17 protein-coding genes are annotated in these 14,345 nt (G+C 61.6%); 5 read left to right on the top strand and 12 right to left on the bottom strand.

Features of this window, described 5'->3' with window-relative positions:
• The first annotated feature begins 46 nt into the window (after window positions 1-46).
• Window positions 47-1,396, top strand: a complete 1,350-nt coding sequence (melA, locus tag H0482_RS04985; protein WP_193728890.1) for an alpha-glucosidase/alpha-galactosidase — start codon at window positions 47-49, stop codon at window positions 1,394-1,396.
• A 9-nt stretch (window positions 1,397-1,405) separates the two neighbouring features.
• Here melA and pth read toward each other — a convergent pair whose 3' ends face one another.
• From pth to lgt, 7 genes are all read right to left on the bottom strand, one after another.
• Complete coding sequence (pth, locus tag H0482_RS04980; RefSeq protein ID WP_193728889.1) at window positions 1,406-2,104, bottom strand: aminoacyl-tRNA hydrolase; 699 nt, start codon at window positions 2,102-2,104, stop codon at window positions 1,406-1,408.
• 74 nt (window positions 2,105-2,178) lie between these two features.
• Entirely contained in the window at window positions 2,179-2,790 is a 612-nt protein-coding gene (locus H0482_RS04975; protein ID WP_193728888.1) for a 50S ribosomal protein L25/general stress protein Ctc, read from the bottom strand.
• 141 nt (window positions 2,791-2,931) lie between these two features.
• Window positions 2,932-3,288 (bottom strand): hypothetical protein, encoded by a 357-nt coding sequence (locus H0482_RS04970; protein WP_193728887.1) that lies wholly within the window; start codon window positions 3,286-3,288, stop codon window positions 2,932-2,934.
• Window positions 3,289-3,346: 58 nt separating this feature from the next.
• On the bottom strand, window positions 3,347-4,279 hold the full coding sequence (locus tag H0482_RS04965; RefSeq protein WP_193728886.1) for a ribose-phosphate pyrophosphokinase: 933 nt from the start codon (window positions 4,277-4,279) through the stop codon (window positions 3,347-3,349).
• Between the two features lie 112 nt (window positions 4,280-4,391).
• Window positions 4,392-5,156, bottom strand: coding sequence for a peptidoglycan editing factor PgeF (pgeF, locus tag H0482_RS04960; protein WP_193728885.1), 765 nt, complete (start codon window positions 5,154-5,156; stop codon window positions 4,392-4,394).
• Window positions 5,153-6,241, bottom strand: coding sequence for a class I SAM-dependent methyltransferase (locus H0482_RS04955; protein ID WP_193728884.1), 1,089 nt, complete (start codon window positions 6,239-6,241; stop codon window positions 5,153-5,155). Before H0482_RS04955 ends, pgeF begins: the two co-directional genes overlap by 4 nt.
• Before the next feature lie 33 nt (window positions 6,242-6,274).
• Window positions 6,275-7,099 carry a prolipoprotein diacylglyceryl transferase gene (gene lgt / locus H0482_RS04950; RefSeq protein WP_193728883.1) on the bottom strand — a complete coding sequence of 275 codons (825 nt, stop codon included), beginning with the start codon at window positions 7,097-7,099 and terminating at the stop codon, window positions 6,275-6,277.
• A gap of 191 nt (window positions 7,100-7,290) precedes the next feature.
• On the opposite strand from lgt, the gene H0482_RS04945 reads away from it, so the two are divergent.
• The 3 genes from H0482_RS04945 (at window position 7,291) to proC (ending at window position 9,606) form a co-directional block, all read left to right on the top strand.
• On the top strand, window positions 7,291-7,557 hold the full coding sequence (locus H0482_RS04945) for an accessory factor UbiK family protein (protein WP_193728882.1): 267 nt from the start codon (window positions 7,291-7,293) through the stop codon (window positions 7,555-7,557).
• 340 nt (window positions 7,558-7,897) lie between these two features.
• The gene (locus tag H0482_RS04940; protein ID WP_193728881.1) at window positions 7,898-8,398 is read left to right on the top strand and encodes a type III secretion system chaperone family protein; all 501 of its coding nucleotides are present in this window, start codon (window positions 7,898-7,900) and stop codon (window positions 8,396-8,398) included.
• Window positions 8,399-8,784: 386 nt separating this feature from the next.
• The gene (gene proC, locus H0482_RS04935; protein WP_193728880.1) at window positions 8,785-9,606 is read left to right on the top strand and encodes a pyrroline-5-carboxylate reductase; all 822 of its coding nucleotides are present in this window, start codon (window positions 8,785-8,787) and stop codon (window positions 9,604-9,606) included.
• A gap of 191 nt (window positions 9,607-9,797) precedes the next feature.
• On the opposite strand, the gene H0482_RS04930 is transcribed toward proC, so the two are convergent.
• Complete coding sequence (locus H0482_RS04930) at window positions 9,798-10,316, bottom strand: MarR family winged helix-turn-helix transcriptional regulator (protein WP_230989433.1); 519 nt, start codon at window positions 10,314-10,316, stop codon at window positions 9,798-9,800.
• A gap of 135 nt (window positions 10,317-10,451) precedes the next feature.
• Here H0482_RS04930 and H0482_RS04925 point away from each other — a divergent pair, with 135 nt between their 5' ends.
• Window positions 10,452-11,342, top strand: coding sequence for a branched-chain amino acid aminotransferase (locus H0482_RS04925; RefSeq protein ID WP_193728879.1), 891 nt, complete (start codon window positions 10,452-10,454; stop codon window positions 11,340-11,342).
• A 266-nt stretch (window positions 11,343-11,608) separates the two neighbouring features.
• Here the strand turns inward: H0482_RS04925 and H0482_RS04920 are convergent, their stop codons facing one another.
• From H0482_RS04920 to H0482_RS04905, 4 genes are all read right to left on the bottom strand, one after another.
• Window positions 11,609-12,055 carry a molybdenum cofactor biosynthesis protein MoaE gene (locus tag H0482_RS04920; protein ID WP_193728878.1) on the bottom strand — a complete coding sequence of 149 codons (447 nt, stop codon included), beginning with the start codon at window positions 12,053-12,055 and terminating at the stop codon, window positions 11,609-11,611.
• Between the two features lies 1 nt (window position 12,056).
• The gene (locus tag H0482_RS04915) at window positions 12,057-12,308 is read right to left on the bottom strand and encodes a MoaD/ThiS family protein (RefSeq protein ID WP_193728877.1); all 252 of its coding nucleotides are present in this window, start codon (window positions 12,306-12,308) and stop codon (window positions 12,057-12,059) included.
• Window positions 12,305-12,871, bottom strand: coding sequence for a CDP-diacylglycerol--glycerol-3-phosphate 3-phosphatidyltransferase (gene pgsA, locus H0482_RS04910; protein WP_193728876.1), 567 nt, complete (start codon window positions 12,869-12,871; stop codon window positions 12,305-12,307). Before pgsA ends, H0482_RS04915 begins: the two co-directional genes overlap by 4 nt.
• Before the next feature lie 188 nt (window positions 12,872-13,059).
• Window positions 13,060-14,133 carry a 3-deoxy-7-phosphoheptulonate synthase gene (locus H0482_RS04905; protein WP_193728875.1) on the bottom strand — a complete coding sequence of 358 codons (1,074 nt, stop codon included), beginning with the start codon at window positions 14,131-14,133 and terminating at the stop codon, window positions 13,060-13,062.
• Window positions 14,134-14,345 lie beyond the last annotated feature (212 nt).

The raw sequence follows: 14,345 nt of genomic DNA, 5'->3' as shown, positions 1-14,345 counted from the left end.
AGCTAGCATGTGACCATGATTGGACGCCGCCCACCGGAGCATTTTCATGGCAAATCCCAGGATCACCTTTATCGGCGCCGGTTCGTCGGTGTTCATGAAGAATATCGTCGGTGATATTTTGCAGCGGCCGGCGCTTGCCGGTGCGGAAATCCGGCTCATGGACATCGACCCGAAAAGGCTGGAGGAGAGCGCCGTCATCGCCGGAAAGCTCATTGCCACCCTGGGAGTAGCAGCCAGTGTCATGACTTTCGAGGATCAGCGCGCGGCTTTGGACGGCACCAATTTCGTCGTCGTCTGCTTCCAGATCGGAGGCTATGAGCCGTCAACAGTCGTCGATTTCGAGGTGCCCAAGAAATACAATCTGCGCCAGACCATTGCCGATACGCTGGGCGTAGGCGGCATCATGCGGGGCCTGCGGACGGTGCCGCATCTGTGGAGCATCTGCGAGGACATGCTGGCGGTCGCGCCTGACGCGATCATGCTGCAATATGTGAATCCGATGGCCATCAATACCTGGGCCATCGCGGAAAAATATCCCAGCATCAAGCAGGTGGGCCTCTGTCATTCGGTGCAGGGTACGGCCCATGAACTGGCACACGATCTCGGGATTCCCTACCAGGACATCCGCTATCGCTCGGCCGGCATCAACCACATGGCCTTTTATCTCACCTTCGAGCAGCGACTGGCGGATGGTTCATACAGGGACCTCTATCCGGAACTGCATAGGGCCTATCGTGAAGGCCGTGCGCCCAAGCCGGGCTGGAATCCGCGCTGCCCGAACAAGGTGCGCTATGAGATGATGACGCGGCTGGGTTATTTCGTCACCGAAAGCTCGGAGCACTTTGCCGAGTATACGCCCTATTTCATCAAGGAGGGCCGCGAGGACTTGCTTGAGAAATTCGGCATCCCGCTCGATGAATATCCCAAGCGCTGCGTAGAGCAGATCGAGGGCTGGAAAAAGACTTCGGAAGAATATCGCAAGGCTGACAAGATCGTGGTGAAGCCATCGCACGAATATGCCAGTTCCATCGTCAATTCGGTTTGGACCGGCGAGCCTTCGGTGATCTACGGCAATCTGCGCAATAATGGCGTCATCACCAGCCTGCCCGACGCGGCGGCGGTGGAAGTGCCTTGCCTTGTGGACGATAACGGCCTGCAGCCGACCTATATCGGCGACTTGCCTCCGCAACTGACCGCGTTGATCCGCACCAATATCAATGTGCAGGAATTGGCCGTGCGAGCGCTGGTCGAGGAAAAGCGCGAGCATATCTATCATGCCGCGATGATGGATCCGCATACTGCCGCGGAACTGGATTTGGATCAGATCTGGGCGCTGGTGGACGATCTGATCGCCGCGCATGGTTCATGGCTGCCCGAATGGGCGCGCCTGAGATGAGGCAGCGCCCTATTCGCCCTTGCCGCTGAAGAGCTTGTTGAGCATATCGGCCATGGGACCGGTTTTGGGCAATTCGACCTGCGGCTTGGCGGGACGCGCCTGGCGAACGTGGCTCTGTGCCTTTGGAGCGGGTTTTTCCTTCTCCCCCTGCGCGGCGAGCGCCAGCTTGTTCATGAAGCCGGCATCGTCGCCGTTGAGCAGCAGGTTCACATGGCGGCCAATATCGTCAAGGAGCGGATCGAGCCAGGTCTTGTCGGCCTTGGCGAAATCGCCAAGCACATGTGGCGTCACGAATTCCTTGCCCGGATGACCGATGCCGAGGCGGACGCGCTTGTAATCGAGGCCGATCTGCGGATCGATCGAGCGCAGGCCGTTATGCCCGCCATTGCCACCGCCGATCTTCACGCGGACCTTGCCGGGGGCGAGGTCGAGTTCGTCATAGAAAACGATGATGTCGGCGGGGGTGAGTTTGTAGAACCGGGCGACCTGCTGCACGCTGTCGCCGGATTTGTTCATGAAGGTCTGCGGCTTGAGCAGCAGCACGCGCTCGCCGGACACACTGCCCTCTGCCAAAAGGCCGGCATGCTTGGATTTCCAGCCGGAAATGCCATGGGCCGAAGCGATCGCATCCACGGCCATGAAGCCGATATTGTGACGGTTGCCGGCATATTGGCTGCCGGGATTGCCGAGGCCGACAAGCAATTTCATCAAGCAATGCCTTGCAAATGAGTGAGGCGGCCCTGAGGCCGCCTCGAAACGTTTTCGCGGGTGCCGGAGACGGCTTACTCCGCCTCGGTCTCGCCTTCGGCTGCGTCAGCAGACTTGAGGCCCGACGGCGCGACCAGGGTTGCGATGGTGAAATCGCGGTCGGTGATCGTCGGGGTGACGTTCTTGGGCAGGGACACGGCCGAAATATGGATCGAATCACCGATTTCGGAACCGGAAAGATCCACGGTGATGGATTCCGGAATCGCATTGGCCGGCACCGAAACTTCCACGGTGTGACGCACAATGTTGAGCGTACCGCCGCGCTTGAGGCCGGGGCTCTGCTCTTCATTGATGAAGTTCACATGCACTTCGACGGTGATCCTGGCATTGCCCGAAACCCGAAGGAAGTCGATGTGGAGCGGCTGGTCCTTGACCACGTCGAGCTGATAGTCGCGCGGAATGACCTTGTGCACGGTGCCATCGACGTCGAGGTCGAGGACGTGCGACTTGAAGCCACCGGCATAGATGAACTTCAGGGCGTCTTTATATTCGACGGAAACGGTGACGGGGGGCTTCTTGTCACCATAGATAACAGCGGGAACACGTCCCTGACGACGCACTTCGCGAGCGGCCCCCTTGCCCACTCCCTCACGCGCCTGTGCCTTGAGCACTTTATTGGCAGCCATGGAAATCATCCATTCTGGGTTGGTGTATGTCATCACATCAACAACATACGCACCCGTCCTCCAGGGGTGACGAGTGCTTCATGGGCGCGGGATATAGAGGAAATGTCCCAATCCGGCAAGTCAGAGCGCACCGAAAGATGCTTATGCGCCGGGCATTGGCAGGCATTCCAGGATCTCGACGCCAGTGCCGGGAAAAATCGCGAAATGCGGATGATTTTCGAACATTCTCGCAGCGTCTTCGTGCGAGTCGGCTTCGACAATCACGTAGGCGGCGATGGCGTTTCTGGTCGGGCTGATGCCTGAGGTGCTGGCGAGTAGGGTTTTCCCCAAGGGCCCACCCATATCGGTGATCGCGGCCTCGTGTTGCTCGACCCAGGCTTCCCAGGCCGCCATCGCTCTGGTGCTCCGCTTGGCCTTTTCGTCTTCGGACAGGTTTTCCCATTCCTGCTGGGCCGCCGATTCCAGCGTGCCCATGTAAAGTGCGAGATAGCGGGACATTCCTTGCTCCTCTGTGCGGCTGATATCGTTCAGCAATACCGCAGGAGTGGGCGGAAAGTTAGTCGAAGAGGCTGGATACGCTCTGTTCGCTGGCGGTGCGGGCAATGGCCTCGCCGATCAGCGCCGCGATGGACATGCGGCGGATATTGGCGGCGGCGCGGGTTGCCTCGGTATCGACGATGGAATCGGTGACTACCAATTCCTTGAGCTTGCTGGCGGCGATGCGCTCGGAGGCGGCGCCGGACAAGACGCCATGGGTGATATAGGCCGAAACTTCCTTGGCGCCGGCCTTTAGGAGGGCTTCGGCGGCGTTGACCAGGGTGCCGCCGGAATCGACAATGTCGTCGATGAGGATGCAGGTCTGGCCTTCGACCTCGCCGATGATGTTCATGACCTCGGAGACGCCGGCGCGGGGGCGGCGTTTGTCGACAATGGCGAGGCTCGCCCCGATGCGGCCCGCGACATTGCGGGCACGGACCACGCCGCCGACGTCCGGCGAGACGATCATGACATTCTTGACGTCATAATTGTCCTTGATGTCGCGGACCATGACCGGCGCGGCGGTCAGATTGTCAGTGGGAATGTCGAAAAAGCCCTGAATCTGGGCGGCATGGAGATCGAGCGTCAGCACGCGATTGGCGCCGGCCTCGGTGATGAGATTGGAAACCAGCTTGGCGGAAATCGGGGTGCGGGGCGCCGATTTGCGGTCCTGGCGAGCATAGCCGAAATAGGGGAGCACGGCGGTGATGCGGCGAGCCGAGGAGCGGCGCAAGGCATCGGCAATGATCAGCAATTCCATCAGATTGTCATTGGCGGGAAAGCTGGTGGATTGCAGGATGAACACATCCTCGCCACGCACATTTTCCTGCACTTCGACATAGACTTCGTTATCGGCGAAGCGCTTGACGGTGCAATCGGTCAGCGGAAGTTCGAGATAGCTGGCGACAGCCTGCGCCAGCGGACGGTTGGAATTGCCGGTCACCAGCTTCATGGGCGCGATCCTGTCAAAAACTGGTCCAGCGGGGGGCGGACCTACCAGTTTCGCGGGCAGCTTTAGCGACTCGTTTCGGGCCTGACAACGCCACTTTGGGCGGATGGGTAAATTAAACTTGTGTCATGCCGATGACGGCGAGCTGGCGACCGGTTTTCGTGCCTTTGTGGGTGGCGTAGCGGTGGGAGAAATAGAGATCGGGATTGGCATAGGTACAAAGGCCGACCCGCTCGATCCCGGAAAGTCCGGCCGCTTCAAGCTGGGCGTGGACAAAGCCGGGAAGATCGAAATGCGGCTGGCCGCCGGGCGGGGTGTGGAAATGGCTTTCGCCGCCCGGATGCAGCGTCAGGAAATCGGATCTAAACCCTTCTCCAACCTCGTAATTTTTGCCGTGAATGGTGGGGCCATAGGCAGCGCGGATGCGGGCGGGATCGGCGCCGAGCGCCACCATGGCGGCGATGGTGTTGCCGATAATGCCATCGACCGCGCCGCGCCAGCCGGCATGGGCGGCGCCGACAATGCCGGCCTCTGGATCGGCAAAGAGGATCGGCGTGCAATCGGCGGTGAGGATGGCGAGGGCCAGGGCGGGAACAGCCGTCACCATGGCGTCGGCCTCGATGACTGAGGGAGCAATGGGGCCGGTCAGCGTTTCGACCCGGGCCGAATGCACCTGCTTGAGAAAGATCAGTGGACCGGCATTTACGGCATCCCGGACAATTTCTCTGTTTTTTTCGACGCTTTGCGGGTCGTCCCCGACAGAATGAGAGACGTTGAGGCTGGAAAATTCGCCGCCCGAGGTTCCGCCGCGCCGCCCGAAAAAGCCATGCCTTAGCGTTTTGATGGCGCTGAGTGAGGATGCAGTTTCGTAATCTATCATGCGGAAAAACCGGCGGGGATAAGTCCGGGGCTGTGCGCGCAGAAAACCTTGAACAGCGTGCCCATCTGTTCGGGATTCACCAGCCGGTCGCGGGCCGTGGCAATGTCGGCGGCCAGGGCGGGATTGGCCTTGATGAGCGTGGAAGCCCGCTCCGCCAGGCCGAGGCGGGCAAGAAATTCGCCTTGAGTGGCAAGAGGTTGGGCAGCAAGGCCGGCGCGGCGCGCGACATTGGCGAGCGCGGCGAAATCGACATGGGCCGACAGATCGGTTTCGCCGGGGGCGTCAAGCACATCGGCATAGGCGTGATTGCGCACTCCTTGCAGGGTCTCGCCGGTCTGGGTGCGGCCATAGCCGTAATCGATGGCGAGGATGCTGCCGCCTTGCCTGGATACGATTTTTGCCAGAATCGACATGATTTCCGCCGCGGCGAAATTGACCTCGAAAACGCTGTCGGGCGCGGCATCGGCCACGTCATCGGGCATGGAGCCGGGGGGAATGGGCGTGGGGGACAGGCCGAAGGTGCGCTTGCCGTCGAGAAGGCCGACCTGGCGCTCATGCCAGCCCTTTTCCTTGCGGATGAACTGGCGGATCGGCAGGGCGTCGAAGAATTCATTGGCCACGACCATGACCGGACCATCTTCGAAATTATCGAAGTTTTGCAGCCATTTAGGGTCGTATGCTTCCAGCCGCGCCTGCTGTTCGGCCATGAGGCCGGGGCTGGTTTCGAAAAGGGTAAGGCGCAGGGCGTCGCGGAAGCCGGGGGCGCGGCAGGCGGTACGCAGGATGTCGGCCATGAGTGTGCCGCGCCCGGGGCCAAGCTCGAGCAGGGTGAAGGCTTTCGGCTCGTTCATCTGCTGCCAGAGATTGACCAGCCAGAAACCGATAAGTTCCCCAAACATCTGGGAAATTTCCGGCGCGGTGATGAAATCGCCCTTGCCGCCAATGGGCTCGCGGACACGGTAATAGCCCCGCGTGGGATGGGTGAGGCAGAGGCCCATATAGGTGGCCACAGATATTGGCCCGCTTGCGCTTATTTGCAGCGCAATCTGCTGTTCCAGCGTCAAATTCTTGTCGATTTCCGTCATTTCGCGGCCATTCGCTAACAGACTGCTCTCATTTCACGGGCGCAATGGATTTTCGCGGCGCGTGATGGCGTAGATCACCAGAACGACGCCGCCGAGAAGAATGGGCAGGCTCAGAATCTGCCCCATAGTGACCCAGCCGAAATAAAGATAGCCGAGCTGAATATCGGGCAGGCGCACGAGTTCGACGGCGATGCGTGAGAGGGCGTAGCCGATGGCGAAAATGCCGGCGACCAGACCCGGTTTGCGCAAGGCATAAAAGACGTGGGTGGCGATGCGGATGACCAGAAACAGCAGCAGCCCTTCGAGCAGGGCTTCATAGAGCTGGCTCGGATGGCGGGCGACCTGGAGCGGATCGGTGGGGAAGACCACGCCCCATGGCGCATCGGTCGGCGCACCATAGAGTTCGGCATTGATGAAATTGGCGATTCGACCAAGGAAAATGCCGATGGTGGCGACGGCGCCGAGCAGGTCGAGGCTGGACAGCCAATTGCCGCCCTTGGAGCGGGTGAACAGAATGGCGGCGAGCATCAGCCCCAGCATGCCGCCGTGATAGGACATGCCGCCATCGAGCGTATTGATGATTTCGAGCGGGTTCTGCGCGTAATAAGGCAGGTTGTAGAACAGCACATAGCCGGCGCGCCCGCCGATGACGATGGCCAGCATGGCCCAGAAGGCGAAGTCCCAGATGTCCTTGGCGGCGAAGGGCGGGGCGCCACGATGCCAGAGCCGTTCGTTTTTCAGCAGCAGGTAGCCATAGCCGGCGCCGAGCAGCACACCGAGAAGATAGGCCAGGGCGTACCAGCGGATGGCGATAGGGCCGATGGCGATGGCGATGGGGTCGATATTGGGGAAGGGCAAGGAGGGCTCCTGACGTTCGACCGTGTGTGCCGGCGAAATAAGGCCGCACCATGCCTGCCATACCCCCCTCCCGGCCTCCCCCTCAAGGGGGGAGGTGAAGAAAGGGGCCGATCCCGGCTGTTGCACTGGTCAAGCTGGGGGCGTTGCCCTACATAACGGAGCAAGAACATGTCTTGCGGAACGGAAGCGCCATGAACCAGAGCAATCGGATTTTCGACGGGTTGGGCCGGGTGATGAACGAGGCGGCCGGGGTGGCCGATGGCGTTCGGCGCGAGGTCGAGACGGTGGTAAAGGCCCAGGCCCAGCGCATCGTCAACGACATGGACCTGGTCAAGCGCGAGGATTTCGACGCGCTGCGCGAACTGGTGCAGGTGCAGGGCGAGGAAATCGACGCTCTGCGCGCCGAGATCGCGGCTTTGCGCGGCGACGGCAAGACAGCGAACAAGACAGCGAAATAGGTTTCGCGGATCGTTTCCATACCCGGCGCCCGGCAATGTTCGCGGCGCGCCGAAGGCCTACTTCGGACATCCGACTTATTAACAGATCGTTGATGCCTGAAGCGCCCGGATCGCGGGCGTCTTAACCCTTCGTTAAGAATCGCGGCGCGATCATCATCCACAAGAGAATGTCATTGTGCCGATGGCCTGCGTCCCCTGAATCAGTGGCGCGGTGTAGGTTTGACGCAGGAGGACGATTCGACGCCGTAGTTGCGGCTTTTTGTTCCTTCCCGCGTATCCGAACAGTGCCGGTCATCCGACCGCGCGGACGACCAACGCCTAGCAGGACGGACCTTATTTCATGGCCCTGATTGAATTCGAGCCCGACCGGACGTCCCATCCCGTGGACCTCGTCGAGCATATCGCTTCGATCAATGACTGGAATTTCGAGCGGCAGGACGCCGACGAAATCTCCATTTCCGTGCGCGGCGGATGGAGCGACTATCACGTGTCCTTCAACTGGATGGAGGACCTGGAAAGTCTGCATATCGCCTGCGCTTTCGACCTCAAAGTGCCCGAAGGGCGGCGTGCCGAAATCAAACAATTGATCAGCCTGATCAATGAGCAATTGTGGATCGGCCATTTCGACATCTGGCACAAGGAAGGCGTGGTGCTGTTCCGCAATTCGCATCTGCTGACCGGGGGCGCCGACGTGTCGCCGCAGCAATGCGAGGCGCTGCTGCGTTCGGCCAGCGATAGCTGCGATCTTTATTATCAGGCGTTCCAGTTCGTGGTTTGGGCCGGCAAGTCAGCCGCCGATGCGCTGAGCCATGTGATGTTCGAGACCGTCGGCGAGGCTTGAACGTCTGGCATTCCTTTGCGGGTCGTTGTGATAGTCCGGTGCGATTGTCATTGCGCGGCCACCCGCTCCTTCGTCATGGCGGCTGGTCCGAGCAATCCATCTTTTCACGTCCATCAGGGCTCCCATGGATCACCCGGACGAGCCGGGTGATGACGATGGTGGGTGCATCGCGTTGACTGATCGGGCTTTCAGATTCAATCCTCCGGTGGTTACATCCTCTCCAGCGTCATTGCGCGGCTGGTCCGGGCAATCCATCGCTCCATCTCCACAGCGTTGCAATTCCGCCCGAGGCTGCTGCGGTGGGTCGCTCGGCGCGCGCCATTGCGTTCGGTGCCGGTTCTGAGGCATTTTCGCCGCACAATTTCATGTCGGGAGGCAGGTTTAAGATGACAGATCTTCGTTCCATCGGCCCGGTCATGCTGGTCGGGGCCGGCAAGATGGGCATGGCGCTGGCGCGCGGCTGGCTGGATGCCGGCCTGCCAGCGGGCAATCTGGTTCTGGTCGATCCGGCGCCGGGGACTGAGGCGCGGGACCTGGCCCAGGATTACGGAATTGTGATTCATCCCGAGGCCATCGGGCTGCAACCCAATGTGCTGGTTCTGGCGGTCAAGCCGCAGATCATCGGGGCGGTGATGGCGGGACTTCAACCAATCATGGGGCCGCAGACGCTGGTTCTGTCGATCGCGGCGGGTATTTCCATCGCCACGCTGTCGGCGGGATTGGGCACGAGAAGGGTGGTGCGCACCATGCCCAATACGCCCGCCCAGATCGGCAAGGGCATTACCGGCGCGGTGGCCGGGCCGGACATCGAAGCCAGGGATCGCGCGGCGGTCGATGCGCTGCTGGCGGCGGCGGGGCAGGTGGCCTGGTTTGATGCGGAAGCCGATCTCGACGCGGTGACGGCGGTTTCCGGCTCGGGGCCGGCCTATGTGTTCAATCTGGTCGAGGCTTTGGCAGCGGCAGGCGTTGCGCAGGGCCTTCCCGAACATGTCGCCATGCAATTGGCGCGGCAGACCGTGGTCGGATCGGCGGCACTGCTGGAGGCCGATTCGGCTCCGGCCAGCGTCTTGCGGCAGAATGTGACCTCGCCCAATGGCACCACGGCGGCGGCTCTGGACGTGCTGATGGCAGCGGATGGGCTGGCCCAGCTCATGGCGCGGGCCGTGGACGCGGCGCGTCAGCGCAGCGAGGAATTGGGACGGGGCTAGAGTTTACTGCGGCGCGCAGAGGCGCTGTCGTTGTAGTCCATGCGCCAAGGTCGTGAAGGCGGATTGCCCGGACGAGCCGGGCAATGACGATGGAGGGGACTGCGAAGACCCCTGAAGATCCCTCCTGCCATGCTGCCGCGACAGATCGGAACAGGCCGGGCAATGACGATGGGGGCGAACGCCGGGACGCTTCAGACCTTGTCGGTCAGGCGCAGCCGGTCGAGGGTCTGGCGGTCCTTGGGATCGACCATGCCGACCAGGAAGCTGCGCACATGCATGGCGGCGTCCGGGGGCAGGGCGGCGATGGAAGCGTCGATGCGGGTGGCCTGATTGGCCGACAATTCGGCGAAGAAGGCGCGGCCCTGTTCAGTGGCGTAGAGCAGGCGCTGGCGGCGGTCGGCCGCGCCGGTCTTCTGCTCGATATAGCCGTGATCGATCAATTGGCGCAGCACCCGGGCCAGGCTCTGCTTGGTGATCTTGAGAATGTCGAGCAGGTCTGCCACCGGCATGCCGGGCCGCAGATTGACGAAATACAGCACCCGGTGATGGGCGCGCCCAAAGCCCTGACGGTCGAGCAGGGCATCGGCATCGCCGGTGAAATCGCGATAGGCGAAGAAGAACAGGCCCATGATGTCGAGCGGCAGATGGGCATGCTCAGCGAGCGGAGAATTTATGTCAGCCTTGTTGACATGTTTTCGATCCGCTGACATAGTTGCTCCATTGCCGCCGAGGTTTCGTCTTATCCCAAAGACGTTCCGGTTTGCCAAGGGTTTGACGCTGAGGCAAGATTGGCGCAATAGCCACGACTTAACGTGGCGATAAACAGAAATGTCTGGAGAGGACTCATGGCAGGCGTGCCGATGGACCAGCGCGATGGCTGGATCTGGTTTGATGGCGAACTCAAACCCTGGAAAGACGCGAAGATTCATGTGCTGACGCATGGGCTTCACTATGCCAGCTCAGTATTCGAGGGCGAACGTGCCTATGGCGGGGAAATCTTCAAGTCGCGCGAGCATACCGAGCGGCTGATCCGCTCCGCCGCGACGCTGGACATGCCCTTCCCCTATAGTGTCGATGAAATCGAGGCGGCCAAGCGGCTGGTGCTCGAAAAGAACGGCCTCGTGGACGCCTATGTGCGCCCCGTCGCCTGGCGCGGCTCGGAGGAATTGTCGGTTCCGGCACGCAACAACAAGGTGCATGTGGCCATCGCCGCCTGGGTGTGGCCGAGCTATTTCTCGGTGGAGGAAAAGCTCAAGGGCATTCGCCTCGAATGGAGCAAGTGGAAGCGTCCGTCGCCCGAGACCATCCCGTCTTCGGCCAAGGCGGCAGGTCTTTACATGATCTGCACGCTCTCCAAGGACGCGGCCATGGCCAATGGCTATGCCGACGCGCTGATGCTGGATTATCGCGGCTATGTGGCGGAAGCCACGGGCGCCAACGTGTTCTTCATCAAGGGCAAGGAGATCACCACGCCGACGCCCGATTGCTTCCTCAACGGCATTACCCGCCAGACGCTGATCGCGCTGGCCAAGGAAAACGGCTTCACTGTGACCGAGCGGCATATCCTGCCCGAGGAATTGAGCCAGTTCGACGAGTGTTTCCTGACCGGGACGGCCGCCGAAGTGACGCCGGTGTCGCTGATCGGCGATTACAAGTTCACCCCCGCCGAGGGCTGCCGGACGCTGATCGACGCCTATAATGTGGCGGTGACGCCCAAGCAGGCCGCAGCCGAATAAGCGGATTCAATTCGTGAAAAGCCGGGCCAAAGTGCCCGGCTTTTTTTGTTGAGCGTAGGGAGAGAGACGGATTGCCCGGACGCGCCGGGCAACGACGATGAAAGGGGCGGCTGGCAGGGGCGGGGAGGTGGATTGCCCTGTTTGGGCGATCCAGGACGGAGTTTTAGACCATTTCAGCGTTTGGTAGAAACGTTGAACTGATCTAAGTGTTTGTTTTATCGCGTTTCCGAACCAGAAAACCGGTATCCGCTTTTCCTGGAAACGCTCTAGCGGGTCCAGCTGTCCCTTGCGGCGGCGTCGGCTGGCCTGGCCTCGACCCAGCGCAGGCCCGCCGGCGTTTCCTCCTGTTTCCAGAAGGGGGCGCCGGTCTTGAGATAGTCCATGAGGAAATCGGCGCCGGCAAAAGCTGCCTTGCGGTGGGGCGCCAGGGTCATCACCATCATGATGGCTTCGCCGGGAACGAGCCGGCCATGGCGGTGGATGATGGCGGCGTCGATCAGGCCGAAGCGCGCCATGGCGGCCTCGCGGATGGCGGCGATCTCGTTGACGGCCAGCGCTTCATAGCATTCGAGGATCAGCGCCGTAATGGGATCGTGCGGCTGCGAGCGCACCAGGCCGGTAAAGGTGACCATGGCGCCGGCTCCTGCATGGGCGGCCTGGAACAGGTTGGCTTCATGGCCGGCGTCGAAGGCATCGGGGGTGACGCGGATCATCTCAGCCGCCGGTCATGGGCGGCAGGATGGCGATTTCGCGCGCGCCGGCAATGGGCGTGTCCCAGGGGACAATGCGCGCATCGATGGACAGCTTGAAGATGGCGGCGTTTTCCATGGCCAGGTCGAGCGCTTCGTCCTCGCTGCGCAACCAAGCGACGAGATCGGCGAGGGTGATCACGTGAGCGGGCGGCGTCACCTCGTCGCCGGCGCGGTTGAGGCGTTCGCGCAGCCAGGCGAAATAGTGGATTTTCATTTGCCGATGCCCGACAGATGCGGCCAGGAGGCGCGCAGATAGGACCAGCCAGTCCAGATGGTGATGAGGCCGGCGGCCCAGAGCAGGATGTCGGAGACGAGGCCGATGCCGGGCACGATGGGCTCGGCCAGAATGACGGCGAGCGCCACGAGCTGGATCGTGGTCTTCCACTTGGCCAGCTGGCTTACCGGCAGGACAATGGCAGTATTGCCGAGAAATTCGCGCAGGCCGGAGACGAAGAATTCGCGGAAAAGGATGGCGCAGACCGGGATCATGTCCCAGCCAGAAAGGCTCCCGTCCCAGGCCAGGGCGGCGATGAGAATGCCGACGAGCAGCTTGTCGGCGATGGGGTCGAGCATGCGGCCGAGATCGGAATATTGGTTCCAGGCGCGCGCCAGATAGCCGTCCACCCAATCGCTGGCGGCGGCCAGTACATAGAGCACCAGCGCGATGATGCGCAGGGTCAGGTCGCCGTTCATCACCAGATAGACGATGGGGATGATCGCCAGGATGCGGGCGATGGTGATGATATTGGGGACGAGGAAAAGCGGGTTTCTGGCCATGGCCGGAGAGAACAGGAATGGGGGCGGGGGGTCAAGGCGGTTCGTGGATCGTTTAAAGATGGATTGCCCGGTCCGCGGATCAAGTCCGAGCATGGCCGGGCAATGACGATAGAGGGTGTATCAGCGTTTCATCATCAGCGTCATCGTCGACCACCCGGCTTATCCGGGTGGTCGGTGCAAGGTCTGGATCAGGCCACGGCCTGATTGTTGACGGCGCGGCGCTTTTCGACGGCTGCGGCAAGGTCGCGCAGGGCGGTGACGGTGGTGTCCCAATCGATGCAGCCATCGGTGATCGACTGGCCATAGGTCAGCTCCTGGCCGGGGACGAGATCCTGACGTCCGGCCACCAGATTGGATTCGATCATCACGCCGATGATGCGCTTGTCGCCATTGGCCATCTGGGCGCCGATCTCGGCGAGTACCTGCGGCTGGTTTTCCGGCTTCTTGGACGAATTGGCGTGGCTGGCATCGATCATGATGGCGGGGTTGAGGCCGGCCTTGAGCGCGGCCTGCGCCGCATCTTCGACGCTCTGCGCATCGTAATTGGGGGCTTTGCCGCCGCGCAGGATGATGTGGCAATCCTGATTGCCGCTGGTGGCGGCGATGGCGGAACGGCCATCCTTGGTGACGGCGAGGAAATGGTGGGGATGGGAGGCCGAGAGCACGGCATCGAGGGCGATGCGCACATTGCCGTCGGTGCCGTTCTTGAAGCCGACCGGGCAGGAAAGGCCCGAGGCCAGTTCGCGGTGGATCTGGCTTTCAGTGGTGCGGGCGCCGATGGCGGCCCAGGAGACCAGGTCGGCGATATATTGCGGCGTGGTCATGTCGAGGAATTCAACGGCGGCGGGCAGGCCGAGATTGTTGATCTCAAGCAAAAGGGAGCGGGCGGTATGCAGGCCCTGGGTGATGTTGAAGCTGCCATTGAGATCGGGATCGTTGATCAGGCCCTTCCAGCCCACGGTGGTGCGGGGCTTTTCGAAATAGACGCGCATGATGATTTCGAGCCGGTCGCCCAGTTCCTCGCGCAGGGCGGCGAGGCGGTTTGCATAATCCATCGCTGCCCGCGGATCATGGATGGAGCAGGGGCCGACAATGACGGCGAGACGATCATCCTGACCGGTGAGGATATTGTGGACGGCATGGCGGGCGGCCAGCGCGGTGCGGGTGGCGACGTCGGTGCGCGGATGTTGGCGCATGACCTCGATGGGCGTGGTCAGCGGTTTGATTTCGGTGATGCGCAGGTCGTCGGTGGATTTAAGCATGTCGTTGGTCTCGTCTCTGGGATGGGAGAGACGGCCAAGAAAAAAGCCGCCTCGGAAGTCGGGCGGCTGGCTTGCGATCTGGGTCTGGTCTTGGGGATCAGGACGCGCGCGCAATAGCCTCCGCCGGGAGCGGATAGCTAAAATACCAATAAAAGGTTGCGGCGTTGATCATGGGCGCGAAGCTAGCGTGGCAATTTGAACTTGTCGAGTCC

The organism is Devosia faecipullorum (genome assembly GCF_015158295.1).
In the GTDB taxonomy this organism is placed as follows: Bacteria; Pseudomonadota; Alphaproteobacteria; order Rhizobiales; family Devosiaceae; genus Devosia; species Devosia faecipullorum.
The sequence above is the reverse complement of the archived record's forward strand: the minus strand, read 5'-3'. Positions and strand labels throughout refer to the sequence as shown.